This is a genomic window from Tardiphaga sp. OK246 (assembly GCF_900188215.1).
Lineage (GTDB): Bacteria > Pseudomonadota > Alphaproteobacteria > Rhizobiales > Xanthobacteraceae > Tardiphaga > Tardiphaga robiniae.
Window position 1 is genome coordinate 1,440,987 of sequence record NZ_FZOX01000001.1, and the last position, 13,812, is coordinate 1,454,798.

10 protein-coding genes are annotated in these 13,812 nt (G+C 61.6%); 3 read left to right on the forward strand and 7 right to left on the reverse strand.

What is annotated here, in order from left to right; translation table 11 throughout:
- Positions 1-115: 115 nt before the first annotated feature.
- The 3 genes from CHC01_RS06990 to CHC01_RS07000 are packed head-to-tail and all read right to left on the reverse strand — an operon-like array spanning position 116 to position 4,601.
- Entirely contained in the window at positions 116-853 is a 738-nt protein-coding gene (locus CHC01_RS06990) for a response regulator (RefSeq protein WP_089263499.1), read from the reverse strand.
- The gene (locus CHC01_RS06995; RefSeq protein WP_089263500.1) at positions 850-2,604 is read right to left on the reverse strand and encodes an ATP-binding response regulator; all 1,755 of its coding nucleotides are present in this window, start codon (positions 2,602-2,604) and stop codon (positions 850-852) included. The genes CHC01_RS06990 and CHC01_RS06995 overlap by 4 nt, the downstream gene beginning before the upstream one ends.
- Complete coding sequence (locus CHC01_RS07000; RefSeq protein WP_244558258.1) at positions 2,574-4,601, reverse strand: sensor histidine kinase; 2,028 nt, start codon at positions 4,599-4,601, stop codon at positions 2,574-2,576. The genes CHC01_RS06995 and CHC01_RS07000 overlap by 31 nt, the downstream gene beginning before the upstream one ends.
- A 403-nt stretch (positions 4,602-5,004) precedes the next feature.
- Between CHC01_RS07000 and ugpB the strand changes: the two genes are divergently transcribed.
- The gene (gene ugpB, locus CHC01_RS07005) at positions 5,005-6,327 is read left to right on the forward strand and encodes a sn-glycerol-3-phosphate ABC transporter substrate-binding protein UgpB (protein ID WP_089263501.1); all 1,323 of its coding nucleotides are present in this window, start codon (positions 5,005-5,007) and stop codon (positions 6,325-6,327) included.
- A 39-nt stretch (positions 6,328-6,366) separates the two neighbouring features.
- On the opposite strand, the gene CHC01_RS07010 is transcribed toward ugpB, so the two are convergent.
- The 4 genes from CHC01_RS07010 to CHC01_RS07025 all read right to left on the reverse strand — a co-directional run bounded on the left by CHC01_RS07010 (position 6,367) and on the right by CHC01_RS07025 (position 10,642).
- The gene (locus tag CHC01_RS07010; RefSeq protein ID WP_089263502.1) at positions 6,367-7,218 is read right to left on the reverse strand and encodes an energy transducer TonB family protein; all 852 of its coding nucleotides are present in this window, start codon (positions 7,216-7,218) and stop codon (positions 6,367-6,369) included.
- The gene (gene exbD, locus CHC01_RS07015) at positions 7,215-7,652 is read right to left on the reverse strand and encodes a TonB system transport protein ExbD (RefSeq protein WP_089263503.1); all 438 of its coding nucleotides are present in this window, start codon (positions 7,650-7,652) and stop codon (positions 7,215-7,217) included. Before exbD ends, CHC01_RS07010 begins: the two co-directional genes overlap by 4 nt.
- A gap of 3 nt (positions 7,653-7,655) precedes the next feature.
- Entirely contained in the window at positions 7,656-8,390 is a 735-nt protein-coding gene (gene exbB, locus CHC01_RS07020; RefSeq protein ID WP_244558228.1) for a tonB-system energizer ExbB, read from the reverse strand.
- A gap of 182 nt (positions 8,391-8,572) precedes the next feature.
- Positions 8,573-10,642, reverse strand: a complete 2,070-nt coding sequence (locus CHC01_RS07025; RefSeq protein ID WP_244558229.1) for a TonB-dependent receptor — start codon at positions 10,640-10,642, stop codon at positions 8,573-8,575.
- 320 nt (positions 10,643-10,962) lie between these two features.
- Between CHC01_RS07025 and CHC01_RS07030 the strand changes: the two genes are divergently transcribed.
- Complete coding sequence (locus tag CHC01_RS07030) at positions 10,963-12,582, forward strand: ABC transporter substrate-binding protein (RefSeq protein WP_089263506.1); 1,620 nt, start codon at positions 10,963-10,965, stop codon at positions 12,580-12,582.
- A gap of 216 nt (positions 12,583-12,798) precedes the next feature.
- Positions 12,799-13,812: an ABC transporter permease gene (locus tag CHC01_RS07035; RefSeq protein ID WP_089263507.1), complete on the forward strand. Its 1,014-nt coding sequence runs from the start codon at positions 12,799-12,801 to the stop codon at positions 13,810-13,812.

Consider the following 13,812-nt stretch of genomic DNA (forward strand, 5'->3'; position numbering starts at 1 on the left):
AAAAGCGGAAAATGGTTTCATGGAACCGGAGAATTGTTTCGTCGCAGGGTTAGCGAAGAAACATTCAGAGGTGAAATGCGTGCAACTTGAATGAGATAGATTCCAAAAGGGGGGCTCAGGCCTTCTCGCCGGCCGGGGAGAACAAATAGCCCCCGCCGCGAATTGTACGGATCACGGCGGGTTTCGTCGGATCGGGCTCGATTTTGCGGCGGATTCGCATGATGCGCAGGTCAACCGCCCGGTCGAAAGCCTCTGCGTCGCGGGCATTGGCCAGTTCGAGCAGCCGTTCGCGCGAGAGCACGCGCTTCGGATTCGCGGCGAATACCTTGAGCAGGCCAAATTCAGAAGCTGTCAGCGGATGTTCGTTGCCTTCGTCGTCACGCAAGGCCTGCGCTTCCAGATCGAGCCACTTCGTGCCGAAGCGCACGAGATGGTCCTTGTTCTCCTTGGCAGGCGTTGAATCTGCTGCTGCGCCCTTCCCCGGCGTGCTTCGGCGCAAGACCGAGCGGATGCGCGCCATCAATTCGCGGAGTTCGCAGGGCTTGGCGATGTAATCGTCGGCGCCGAGTTCGAGGCCGACGACACGGTCGATCGGGCTCGCGGTGGCGGTGAGCATGATCACCGGCACATTGATGCGGCTCTTGAGATCACGGATGATCGAGAGCCCGTCTTCCTCGGGCATGTTGAGGTCGAGCACCACGAGATCGGGCACCTTGGTCTCAATCTCGCTGCGCAGGCTCTTGCCGCCGTCGCACAGGGTCACGGCAAAGCCGTGCATCTTGAGATAGTCGCCCACCATCTCGCGGGCGGGCGCTTCGTCGTCGACGATAACGATATGCGGGCTCTGGCTCATGACAGGCCCTCACTGGTGGCTGGCAGCAGGATGGTGAAGGTGGCGCCCTGGCCGGGGCCGGGGCTATGTGCGTTCACTTCGCCGCCATGCATGTCGATGATGCGTTTGACGATCGACAGGCCGAGGCCGGTCGAGCTTTCGCCGCCGGTCGGTTTGGCTGACAGCCTCTGGAAACGGCCAAACAGGCGGTCGAGATCCTCCGGCGATAGGCCGGGACCTTCGTCGCTGATGCTGATGCGGACATAATCGGCGTCACCCATAATCAGTAGCGCGATCTTGCCGCCGATCGGGCTGTATTTGATGGCGTTGCTGACGAGGTTGTCGATCGCTTCGCGCATCCGGTCGGCGTCGCACATGGTGAGATCGTGGTGAGCCGGCGCGGAGACGGAGAGATCCTGCTGCTTGTTCACCGCAGACGGCCGGTTCGCTTCCGCGACGTCCCGGACCAGCGTCGCCAGATCGACCGGCTCGCGGCGGATGGTGATATCGAAAGCGTCCGCCATGGCATCGGAGATCAGGTGATCGACCATCGAGGTCAGTCGCTTGGTGGCGTCACGGATGTGATCGACCTGCGCGGCGATATTTTCCTTCGGCGATCCCGCGGATATCAGCTCGGTCAGCATCTCGGTGCGGCCGAGGATCACGCCGAGTGGATTCTTCAGGTCATGGGCGACGGTGCCCAGAATCTCGTTCTTGAAGCCGTTGGCGCGCTGCAGCCGCAGCCACTGCGCGGAAAGCCGGCGATTAGCCTGCATGAGGGCGCGGGTGCGTTGCGCCACGCGGTCCTCCAACTGCGTATTGGCCTCGTGCAGTTGTTGGTAGAGGATCACGTTGTCGAAGGCGATCGACAGTCGGCTGCCGAAGATCTCCACCAGCGAGCGGTCTGTCTCCGACAATTGCCGCTCCGCCTGCAGCAGCACGACAACCTCGCGGCCGCTGCCGGTGCGGATATAGAGCGCCGTCCGATGGTCGGCGAAATCATGCTTGCGGCGCTTGAAGGCCTCTTCGACCATCTGGCGCAGGTCCGGGTCGAGCGATTGTGAAGTCGCGGTACCCATGAAGCGACTGTAGCAGCCCGATCCGGCGAGGACGGCATAGTCGTCGCCGACAACGCCGCCATCGCGCAGCACCAGAATGCCGGCGCAATCCACATTCAGCAGCGAGGCGATCTGGGTCAGCACGCCTTCGGCAAGCCGCTGCATCGATTTGAAATCATAGAGCGTCGAGGCTGCGTCGATGATGATTTCGAGGCCGCGCCGTGTCTGCACCATGCGCTCGAGCTGCTGATAGCTGCGCAGTGCCGCTGTCAGCGAGGTGAACAGCTTGTCGGCGGTCAGTTCGGTCTTCGCCTTGTAGTCGTTGATGTCGTAGTCGACGATGACCCGGCGCTCCGGCGCCTGGCCGGGTTGGCCAGTGCGCAGGATGATACGAACGGTTTCGTTGTGCAGTTCGTTGCGGATGAACTCGACCAGTTCGAGGCCGGCCGCGTCGGTCTCCATGATGACGTCGAGCAGCACGGCCGCGATATCCGTATGCTCGCGCATCAGGGCCTGGCCTTCGGCAGCGGAATAGGCCGACAGGATTTCCAGCGACTGGCCGTTCAGGGTGTAATCGCTCAGCGCGAAGCGCGTGCCCTCATGCACGGCCTGGTCATCGTCGATGACCGCGATCTTCCATTTTCGGTTATTGGATTCTTCCGGGACATCACCGGAGTCTTCAATCAGGTAGAGGACATCGTCCTGGTCGGCCATTGCGTCGTCCCGTCAAATGATCCGGCGGCGCCAGTGGCGGCCCGCGGCATGATAATGCGAAATGTCGTGCCTTGTCCCAGTCTTGACTCCAGCATCATCCGGCCACCCAGTTGCTGGGTCACCAGATTGTACACGATGTGGAGGCCAAGGCCGGTGCCGCCTTCGTTGCGGCGCGTGGTGAAAAACGGGTCGAAAGCCTGTCGCTGGACGTCCGGGCTCATGCCCGCGCCGTTGTCGGAGAAGCTGATCTCGATATCGTCGGTGCCGCGCGGCTTGGCGGTGATAGCGATGGCGCCCGGCTTGCCGTCCGGAAATGCGTGATTGGCCGCATTCAGGAACAGATTGGTCAGGATCTGGCCGTAGGAACCGGGATAGCCATCGATCATCAGCCCGTCCGGCACGTCGACTGTCAACGTGATCGGAGCCTTCTTCAGGACGGGGCGCAGGCTGGCGATGATCTGATCGGTGGCCTCGGAGAGGCTGAATTGCCGCCGTTCAGCGTGGGACCGATCGACGGCGACCTGTTTGAAGGACTGAATAAGCTCGCCGGCGCGATGCAGGTTGGCGACCAGTTGCTGCGCCGCATCGCGTGACGTCTTGACGAATTCTTCCAGTTGCGAGCGCCGTAGCGGGGCATTGGAGCGCAGCTCGGCCTCGAACATTTCCGAGCGCCGCGCGAAGCTCGATGCCACGGTGAGGCTGATGCCGATCGGATTATTGACCTCGTGAGCCACGCCGGCGACCAGACCGCCAAGGGCGGCCAGCCGTTCGGCGTCGATCAAATTCTGCTGTGCGGCATTTAGTTCGAGCAAGGCGCTCTCGGCCTTCTCCTTCGACGCGCGCAGCTCGTTCTCGGCTTCGCGCTTGGCGACGGCGTTCTCACGGAACACTTCAACCGCGCGGGCCATGGCGCCAACCTCGTCCTTGGCGGCGGTGCCCTGAACCTTGCGATCATAGTCGCCGGAGGTGATTGCGCGCATCGAGGCCATGATCTGCTGTAGTGGCAGGCGGATGCTCAGCGCGATGATGATGCCTGCGGTGATGATCAGCCCAAGAAAGCCCGTGGCGATGACCATGACATTGCGGGAGATCGCCGTCAGCGTGCGGTCGAAAGTGGCCTGCGCGGACTGCTCGCGCTGGCGCATCTTGACGGACAGGCCATCGATCGCAGCAATCGTGTCGGCCTGGCTGGCATCGATCGAATTGCGCAGCAGGTCCGTGCGGCTGGAGAGTTGTTCGGACAGTTTTGCGAGCCCCTGGCGGAGGGCAACTGAGCGTCCCTTGAGCCGCTGCAACGCAATACGCTGCAGATCATTGTCGGCGAGGTCGGTCATGACCGGGATAGTACGCTCGATCGTCTCGGTGTTGCGGCGTGCATCTTCGGCCGAGGCGGATGCCAGCGACAGATAATAGGCGTTGGCGGCGACCAGCATCGCGGTGAATGCCTCACGCGACTTGCCGAGTGCCGGCCAGATCAGCGCGTCGCGCTGGCCGGTGGCGCCCTCGATGATGGAGTACAGTCCCGCCATGTCCTTGGCAGGCCCAAGCACCTGTTCTTCGTAGGTCTTGGCAATGGTGGTTTGAAGCGTCCGCAATTCACCGAAGCCGCTAAGGAAGCGCTCGGTGACGCGTTCTAGCTCGGCGACCGAGCCAGACAGCATGGGGTCGGTCGAGGCACGGGTATTCAGTGTCCCAAGCACAGCCTCGCGCAGCAGCAGGATTTCGGCGAACAGTTCGGGGCTGGGCTGATTGATATAACGATGGATCAGGTTCTGCAGCCGGCCGGTCTCGCTCTCGAGCAGGGCAAGAACCTGATCGGACTGCCGGACCTGGCGCACGTCGTCCCAGGCGGAGGACAACACCCGCGAGCCACTCCAGATCAAGCCCGCCAGGACGAGGACGACCGCCGAGTTCAGGGCTGCGATGGACAAAATGCGCCAGCGGATCGGAATCGCACGGACAGCCGCGACGAGGCCGGTCCGGCCTCGCGCCGCCAGCTCGTCCTGTCCTTCAGAAACTCCGTTGTGCGGGCTCGTCACCACAGGTGTGTCATTCGGCCTTGCGAAAGGTTCAATCGGTGAGACAGCCGTGCGTCGCAACCCGGCAATTCGTTTTTTTAGTCTGAAAGAGTTTCGTTGAGGTTGCGAGACAGTTCAATGTAGCAAATACAGGCGGTGCTGGCTATTAACCTGCAACAACTGGTTGAATTGGCGCAGTCCCGATTGAACCGAACGCCGCGAAGTCGCAACAGAGTGCTGCGGCTGATCGTGTCCGGTGAACGCCACCGTGCGGGGCAATTTCGATCAAAACTATAACGGAATCATTATTTTATTGGGCGGCTTTGGCCCCCAATGATGACGCAGCAGGCGGGCAGCCAAAGGCGTTGTAGGGCAGGATAAAATGAAGTTGAAGGCGGCGCTCGGATATCTCGCGCTCGTGATGACAGTCAGCCAGACGGCGACGCCCGCACGCGCCACCGACATTCAGTGGTGGCACGCGATGTCCGGAGAACTCGGCCGGCACGTTGAAAAGCTGGCCGCGGATTTCAATGCCACGCAGACGGGCTATCGCATCGTTCCGGTCTACAAGGGCAACTATACCGAAACCGTCACGGCGGCGATCTTTGCTTTCCGGTCCCGGAGCCAGCCGGCCATCGTCCAGGTCAACGAAATCGCGACGGCCACCATGATGGCCGCCAAAGGCGCAACCTATCCCGTCTATGAGCTGATGCGCGATCAGGCGGAGGCGTTCAATCCGTCAGCCTATCTGCCAGCCATTACGGGCTACTACACTGACATGGCCGGCAACATGCTGTCCTTCCCGTTCAATGCGTCGACGCCGATCCTTTACTACAACAAGGATCTGTTCCGTGCCGCTGGGCTCAATCCGGACGAGCCGCCGCGGACATGGCCGGAACTCGGCGCAGCTGCCAAGCGATTGCGGACGGCAGGTGCGGTTTGCGGCTTCACCACGGCCTGGCCGTCATGGATCAATGTCGAGAACTTCTCGGCATTCCACAACATTCCGGTGGCGACCAAGTCCAATGGCCTTGGCGGGTTAGATGCGGTTCTGACTTTCAACAATCCGTTGATGGCGCGCCATATCGCGCAACTCGCCGAATGGCAGAAGACCAAGATCTTCGACTATAGCGGCCGTGCGACAGCGGCTGAGCCACGCTTTCAGAAGAGCGAATGCGGGATTTTTCTGGGCTCGTCAGGCACCCGCGCCGACATTCTCGCCAATGCGAAATTCGAGGTCGGCTATGGCATGATGCCGTACTGGCCGGATGTCACGGCCGCGCCGCAGAATTCGATCATCGGCGGCGCAACGCTCTGGGTGCTGCGCGATCGCCCGCGCGAAGAATATAAGGGCATCGCGAAGTTCTTTGCGTTTCTTTCGCAGCCCGAAGTGCAGGCGACCTGGCATCAGAAGACGGGTTACCTGCCGATCACGCGCGCCGCTTATGAACTCACGCGCCAGCAGGGTTTTTACGACCGCAACCCGGGCACCGTGAAATCCATCGAACAGATCACGCTCAAAGCGCCGACGGAAAATTCGAAGGGATTGCGCCTCGGCTCGTTCACGCTGATCCGTGACGCCATCGAGGATGAGCTGGAGCAGGCCTTCAGCGGCAAGAAGCCTGCGCAGGACGCCCTCGACGCTGCAGCAGAGCGCGGCAACAAATTGCTGCGCCAGTTCGAACGCGCCAATCCGGTGCAGTGATATCTGCCCGGTCGCGGCGCATATGATCTTCGTTAGTCGCTAACGTAGATCATATCTCAATGGAACGTTGAACGCCTCCGTACCGCCGGTCTTCTCCGGCGGAAATGCCGGGAATGGCTGCGCGCGACGAACCATGGCGAGCGTTTCGGCATCGAGCGCTTGATTTCCCGACGATCCCAGGAGGCGGGACGACAGCACGCGACCGCTGCGATCGAGTGTAAAGGCGATCCTGACGACTGCCGTGCCTGACTGACCGGTGCGTGCACTCTGGGGAAATTGCTTGAAGCGTTGCAAGTGTGATTGAACGAGCTGATTGTAAGACGCAGACGCTGCCCTCGAGGCACCGGCCGCTGCAGCCGATGCTGCAGGCGCAACGCGTTCTGCGCGCGGTGCTGCGGTCGTCTGCGGTGTAGCCGGCGTATCGTTGGGCTTCTTCTTGACCTCGGCGCGTATCGGCTTCGGCTTGGGCTTTTCCGGCACCGGCTTTGGCGGATCGGGAATGATCTTGGCGGGCTCGGGCGGGGGCGGCGTCGGCTCGGTCTTCTGCTCGGGCGGCGCTTCGACGACCGGCTTCTCCATCAGCGGCGTCGGCGGGATCTGTTCTTCCACCTGCTTCTGCTGAACGGGCTCGGGCGGCGGCTCGGACGGCGCTTCCGCTTGCTGCATCTCGGGACCAGGGGCGATATCCAGCGGCTGCGTTTCAGGCGCGGCGGTGGCGGGCGCCATGTCGATCATGATGGTGGGCATCGTAACGCCCGGCGGGTTCGGCTGATGGTACCACCAGATGCCTGCGGCGATCAGGCCGGCATGGATCGCGACGATAGCAATCGCCGACCCGGTCCAGCGAAGACCGACGCTGTCGGTCGGCGCATGTAGCGCAAAGACGTTCATGGCGCAGAGGTTCGTCCGTCGAGGCCGACCAGCGCGATCTTGAGATAGCCTGCATTGCGCAGCAGGTTCATCACTTCCATCAGATCGCCATAGCTCACGACCTTGTCCGCGCGCAGGAAGATGCGCTCGTCCTTGTTGTTCTTGGTCGCAGCATCCAGCGTGCCGCTCAGCGTATCGCGCGGGATGATGTCTTCGCCCACGGCGATCGTCAGGTCCGGCTTGACGGTGACGAAGACCGGCTTGTCGGGACGCGGCTGCGGTTCTACGGCGCTTGCCGGCAGATCGACACCGAGATCGACCGTTGCAAGCGGCGCCGCCACCATGAAGATGATCAGCAGAACCAGCATCACGTCAATGAAAGGCGTCACATTGATTTCGTGGTTGACCTCGAGGTCGTCACCGCCGCCTGAGCGTCCACCTAATCTTGCAGCCATGATTTATTCCGCCGCCCGCGAGATCGGCATTCCGCGACGGCCGTGATCGCGGCTCATCAGCAGCATGACCTGTGCGGAGGCATCGCCGAGTAGCGCACGGTAAGTCGTGATGTTGCGAACGAGCTGGTTATAGATCACCACGGCCGGAATGGCTGCGACAAGACCGAGTGCTGTCGCGAGCAAGGCTTCGGCGATGCCCGGTGCGACGACGGCGAGGTTGGTGGTCTTGGTTTCCGAAATGCCGATGAAGGCGTTCATGATGCCCCAGACGGTTCCGAACAGCCCGACAAAGGGCGCAGTCGCACCGATCGTTGCGACGACGCCGATGCCACGGGAGATCCGGCGCGACATTGCTTGTTCGACGCGCTCAAGCCGAAGCGCAATGCGCTCCTTGAAGCCGTCATCGAACAGTCCATGGGAGAGGGCAGTCTCGCGCACCGCCGAATGAATGAGCTGGGCCACGGGATCGCGGGCGTTGGCGCTGTCGCGCTCGACCTGGGCTAGCGTCGTGTCGCTTTCCAGTATGTCGAGCCGCCGTTTGGCAGACCGTGTTTCGCGGTTGAGTTCGATGGTCTTTGCGAGCCAGACCGTCCAGGTCACCAGCGAGGCGATGGCAAGACCGATCATCACGGCCTTCACCACGATGTCGGCGTTCATGAACATGCCCCATGGGGACAGATTATGCGGCAGCAACGCTTCCGTGGTCGCAGCTACGGCAAGCTGCGGAAGCGCTGCCATTCCGCTAACCGCCACCAATACAGTTGTGATGGGAGACCAGGATCTTGTCATAGGGGCTGCATTCCGTCGGTCGAAGTTTGCAATGTGAGATGATGGCGAGAGAATAGCTTCGCATGTGAACGATGTCGCCCTCCGGGGGCCGAGTTGAGGCCCAAACTGGAGCGATTCCAAGGTCATTGGGCTCAAAATCTCATACTCGTGAAGAGCCGCACGCCGCGTCCGGGCTGCAGCACCTCCGCCTTCTTGAAGGAGATGTGGTTGCGGACCTGTTCGTCGAGCAGATTGTCGCCGGTCACGCCAAAGGTGATGTCGCGCAGGCCGCCGTCGACCTTCGCGAATGTGTGGGTATAGCTCACCTCAGCCCTCAGCAGATTGTAGCCGGCCGTCGACGTTTCATTGAGCGCAATGTCATTCTGCGTAAATGCATGCAGGACACCCAGGCGAGCATACCATTCGGCGTTGCGCCACCAGACGCCGCCGCCCACGCGCATCGGTGCGATGCGCGGAACATTGCTGCCATCGGCAAAGGTCGCGCGGACCACGTCGAACTGGGTATCGATGCCGAACATGCCGTCGCTGAGCGGCGTCACATCGAGTTGTGCCATCAGCTCGGCGCCGCGGAAATTTGCGTCGCGTTGGCCATAGGCGACCTGCAGAAGCGGGCCGGTCGCGCCGCAGCTTGCGAAAGTGTCGGTGCAGAAGTTGCCGGTCACCTGCTTGAAGATGAAATCAAGATAGCGCGTGTAGTAGAGGCTGGCCTCGAAGCGAAGCTGGCCGCTGCTGCGCTTGAGGCCGACTTCGATCGATTCTGCGGTTTCGATTTTCAGATCCGGATTGCCGATGACGAAAGTGCCGGATGCGCCATCAGAGCCGCGCGAATAAAGTTCCGGCGCAGCAGGCGCGCGCTGCGCACGCTGTACGCTCAGATTGGCGACCATGTCCCAGGGCAGTGATTTCAGCAGTCCGAAGCTGAAGCTCTTCGGGGTGAAATCGCGCGTCGCTGCGGTCTCGGAAAATGTGTCGGGTGGTGGCAGGAAATTGCTGGGGAAGATTGGCGCCATGCCGGATACTGACAGGCTCTCGATGCGGCCGGCGGCCTGGAATTTGAGTGTGTCCGAGAGCTGCAATTGCTCGAACACGAAGCCCGCGACTGTGTCGGTATTGGTGGGAGCGAGCAGCCCGCCGAGCAGGCCCGCGGTGCCGAGCTTGCGGTTGCTGGCCTGTACGCCCCAGCTTCCGGTCAATGCGCCGAGCGGTGTTGCGACCGAGGCGTGGTCCAGTTCGAAACGGCCTTCGACTTCCTTGTTGGTGATGGTGTTCTGCAGGCCGTCGACGCCATTGCTGCCGATGCCGAGCTCGCCATGCTTGTAGTCGCTGACACCGAACGTATAGCGGATCGCGGCGATGCCTTCGGTCGGCGCGCGCCATTCGCCCTTGCTGGTCACCTTGGTCTGTTCGAGATCGATGCGAGTCCGCGACGCGGATTCAGCTATGCCGGGGATATGATACAGGCTGATGATGTGCTGGATCGCGGTGCCGATATAGCCGCCATCGAAGATGTAGGAGCCGCCGACCGACTGGCCTTCCGAGCGCAGCCTCGTATTGGCCTGCACGCCGCCGCCGGGAATTCTGTAATCGCCGGCGCTGCGGCCGAAGGCGTCGACGTGAATGGCGACATTGCTGCCTGACGCATCGATGCTGGCTGCGCCGTCGATGCTGCTATCCACCGAGGAGCCGCCACCCTTGATTCGCGCGCTGAAATTGTCCGGCACGAGATTTTCCGGAATACGATTGTTGCTGGCATTGACGACGCCGCCGATGGCCTGATTGCCATAGCGCAGCGTTGCGGGACCGCGGATGACCTCGATCTTGTCGGCGGAGAGCGGATCGACCGGGACCTGATGATCCTGGCTGAAATCCGACGCGTCCTGGCTGCCGATGCCGTTCTCCTGAATGCGGACGCGATAGTCGTCGAGGCCGCGGATATTCGGTCTGCTCGCGCCTGGCGCAAAGGTCGATGCCGCAACGCCCGGCTGGGTTGCCAGCAGGTCGGCGATGGAGGCGGAGGTCGTGCGTTGGAGGGCGTCGCCGGTCAGCAGGGTGGTGGACTGGAAACCGTCCGCTTCCTTCTGCCGCTCGGCACTGACCACGATTTCCGACAGCGTTTGCCCCTCCTGGGCCTTTGCCTCTCCAATCCAGATTGATGAGAGGCACGCTGCTCCCGTGATCGACGCCCACAACCTCAAACTCACGCCATTCCCCAAGGTTACTGATCTGATGCGAATGCTAATGCGAACTATTCGCAATAAGGAGACGTAAGCCGTTTATGTCAAGCCGGAATCGGGCGAGTAATGACCGGGCAAGCACACGGGGTGGTCTAAATTTTATGCATATCAATATCTTTGTATGCAACGTGACTGAGCCTCTGGCGATGCTGACCGTCGGAGGCGTTGCGGGAAATGCAAGGTTTGTCAGATGCCTAGGCGCGCATTAGGTGTTCGTTAAGCTCTGGCACGAAGTTTGCGATGTCTGTTCCCAAGCCGATCCACTCGCGCCCTTGGGGAGAGCCAGAATGAAGCGTCGTGATTTTCTGAAAACCGCCACAGGCGCCGCGGCCGGCGCCATGGTCTCCGGCCCGGCGATCTTTTCGTCCGCCAAGGCAGACGCCCGATCCGAAACCCTGCTGATCGTCTCCGAAAGCGGCCCCAACAACCTCGATATCCATGGCGTGGGCACCAATGTGCCCGGCTATGAAGTGTCCTGGAATTGCTACGACCGCCTGATCGGCCACGAGATGAAGGCCGGCCCCGGCGGCGTGCCCTATTACGACCGCGACAAGTTCAAGCCCGAACTCGCCGAGGACATGACCATCAGCGACATGTCGGCGACCTTCAAGCTGCGCAAGAACGCGAAGTTTCACGATGGCACGCCGGTGACGGCGAAGGACGTCAAGTGGTCGCTGGATCGTTCGGTCAGCGTCGGCGGTTTTCCGACCTTCCAGATGAGCGCCGGATCGCTGAAGAAGCCCGAGCAGTTCGTGATCGTTGATGATCACACCGTGCGGGTCGATTTCGCCACCAAGGATCGCCTGACGATTCCGGATCTCGCGGTCATCGTCCCCTGTGTGATCAATTCCGAACTGGTGAAGAAGAACGCCACCGAGAAGGATCCGTGGGGTCTCGAATATACCAAGATGCAGACCGCTGGCGGCGGAGCATACAAGGTGACCAAGTGGACCGCCGGCACCGAAGTCATCCTTGAGCGCAATGACGACTGGGTCTCCGGTCCGACGCCGAAGATCAAGCGCGTGATCTGGCGCATGGTGCCTCAGGCCGGCAACCGGCGTGCGCTACTTGAGCGCGGCGATGCCGATATGTCCTATGAGCTGCCCTACAAGGATTTCCAGGAGATCAAGGCCAACGGCAAGCTCGACGTGGTGTCGCTGCCGTTCAGCAACGGCATCCAGTATATCGGCATGAACGTCACCAAGCCGCCCTTCGACAATCCGAAGGTGCGTCAGGCCGTGGCCTATGCGCTGCCCTATCAGAAGATCGTCGATGCCGTGTTGTTCGGTCTCGCCAATCCGATGTACGGCGCATCAGCCGACAAGCCGACCGAAGTCGCGTGGCCGCAGCCGCATAAATACAATACCGACATGGCCAAGGCGAAGGCACTGCTCGCAGAGGCCGGCTATCCCAACGGCTTCGAGACCACGATCTCATTCGATCTTGGCTTTGCCGTCGTCAACGAGCCGCTGTGTGTGCTGGTGCAGGAAAGCCTCGGCCAGATCGGCATCAAGACGACCATCAACAAGATCCCCGGCGCCAATTGGCGCACCGAGCTGAACAAGAAGGAGATGCCGCTCTACACCAACGTGTTCTCCGGCTGGCTCGATTACCCCGAATACTTCTTCTACTGGTGCTATCACGGCGACAATTCGGTGTTTAACACCATGAGCTACAAGTCGTCTGAGATGGACAAGCTCATCAACGGCGCGCGCACCGCCGCCGCAACCGGCGACAAGGCCGCCTATGATGCCGATGTGAAGGGCTTCGTCGATCTCGCTTTCACTGATGTGCCGCGAATCCCGCTGTATCAGCCCTATGTCAACGTGGCGATGCAGAAGAACATCTCCGGCTACCAGTACTGGTTCCACCGTCGACTCGACTATCGCGCGCTCGTGAAGGCGTGATGTGATGGGTGCGAGGAAGCTCGCCTGGTTCGATGACGGGGCGGTTCTATCGTCCCCTCCCCCCTTGCGGGGGAGGGTGGCGCGAAGCGCCGGGAGAGGGGGGAGCCACGAACTCTGGCGCTTGGTGCTCCCCCTCTCCCCAACCCTCCCCCGCAAGGGGGGAGGGGGCGCCTTGAGTTTGTTTGCAACTACGTCGATGAACACGAGGCACGCACCATGCTCAGCCTGATCGGCAAACGATTGATGTTCGCGATCCCGAGCTTGATCGGGGTCGTCATCGTCACATTCCTGTTGACGCGCGCGCTGCCCGGCGATCCCGCGGCCTATTTCGCGGGACCGTCGGCGGACAAGCAGGCGATCGAGGAAATCCGCAAGAAGCTCGGTCTCGACAAGCCGCTGATCGAGCAGTTCTTCCGCTATACGGCGGATCTGGCCAAGGGCGATTTCGGCAACTCGCTGACGACCGGGCAACCGGTGGCGACCGAAATTCGCAATCGCCTGCCGGCTTCGGCCGAGCTGACGCTGCTGGGTCTGCTGGTCTCGGTCATGATCGCCATTCCGCTCGGCATTCTCGCCGCCACCCGGCCGGGCTCGTGGATCGATCATCTCTGCCGGGTGACTACGACGGCCGGCGTGTCGCTGCCGGTGTTCTTCACTGGTCTGGTGCTGGTCTATGTGTTCTATTTCAGGCTGGGCTGGTCGCCGGCGCCGCTCGGCCGGCTCGATGTTTTCGCATCGACGCCGCCCAATGTGACGGGCTTCTATCTGATTGACAGTCTCATCGCGCGTGACTGGGAAGTGTTCAGGTCCGCCTTCAACCAATTGATCCTGCCGACGGCGACGCTGGCGATCTTTTCGCTGGCGCCGATCGCGCGCATGACGCGCGCGTCGATGCTGGCGATCCTGTCATCGGACTTCGTGCGTACGGCCCGCGCCAGCGGACTGTCGCCGCGCGCCGTGATCGTCACTTACGCCTTTCGTAACGCCATGCTGCCGGTCATCACCACGCTGTCGATGACGTTCTCGTTCCTGCTCGGTGCGAACGTCTTGGTCGAGAAGGTTTTCGCTTGGCCGGGCATCGGCTCTTACGCGGTCGAAGCGCTGATCTCGTCGGATTTCGCGCCGGTGCAGGGCTTCGTGCTGACGATGGCCGTCATGTATGTGCTGATCAATCTGATCATCGACATTCTCTACGGCGTGATCGATCCGCGCGTGCGGCTGGAAGGGTGA

Excerpts from the sequence above, each read along its gene's own strand:
- CHC01_RS06990 (WP_089263499.1), bottom strand. The coding sequence starts at position 853 with ATGAGCCAGAGCCCGCATATCGTTATCGTCGACGACGAAGCGCCCGCC.
- CHC01_RS06995 (WP_089263500.1), bottom strand. The coding sequence starts at position 2,604 with ATGGCCGACCAGGACGATGTCCTCTACCTGATTGAAGACTCCGGTGAT.
- ugpB (WP_089263501.1), top strand. The coding sequence starts at position 5,005 with ATGAAGTTGAAGGCGGCGCTCGGATATCTCGCGCTCGTGATGACAGTC.
- CHC01_RS07010 (WP_089263502.1), bottom strand. The coding sequence starts at position 7,218 with ATGAACGTCTTTGCGCTACATGCGCCGACCGACAGCGTCGGTCTTCGC.
- exbD (WP_089263503.1), bottom strand. The coding sequence starts at position 7,652 with ATGGCTGCAAGATTAGGTGGACGCTCAGGCGGCGGTGACGACCTCGAG.
- exbB (WP_244558228.1), bottom strand. The coding sequence starts at position 8,390 with ATGGCAGCGCTTCCGCAGCTTGCCGTAGCTGCGACCACGGAAGCGTTG.
- CHC01_RS07030 (WP_089263506.1), top strand. The coding sequence starts at position 10,963 with ATGAAGCGTCGTGATTTTCTGAAAACCGCCACAGGCGCCGCGGCCGGC.
- CHC01_RS07035 (WP_089263507.1), top strand. The coding sequence starts at position 12,799 with ATGCTCAGCCTGATCGGCAAACGATTGATGTTCGCGATCCCGAGCTTG.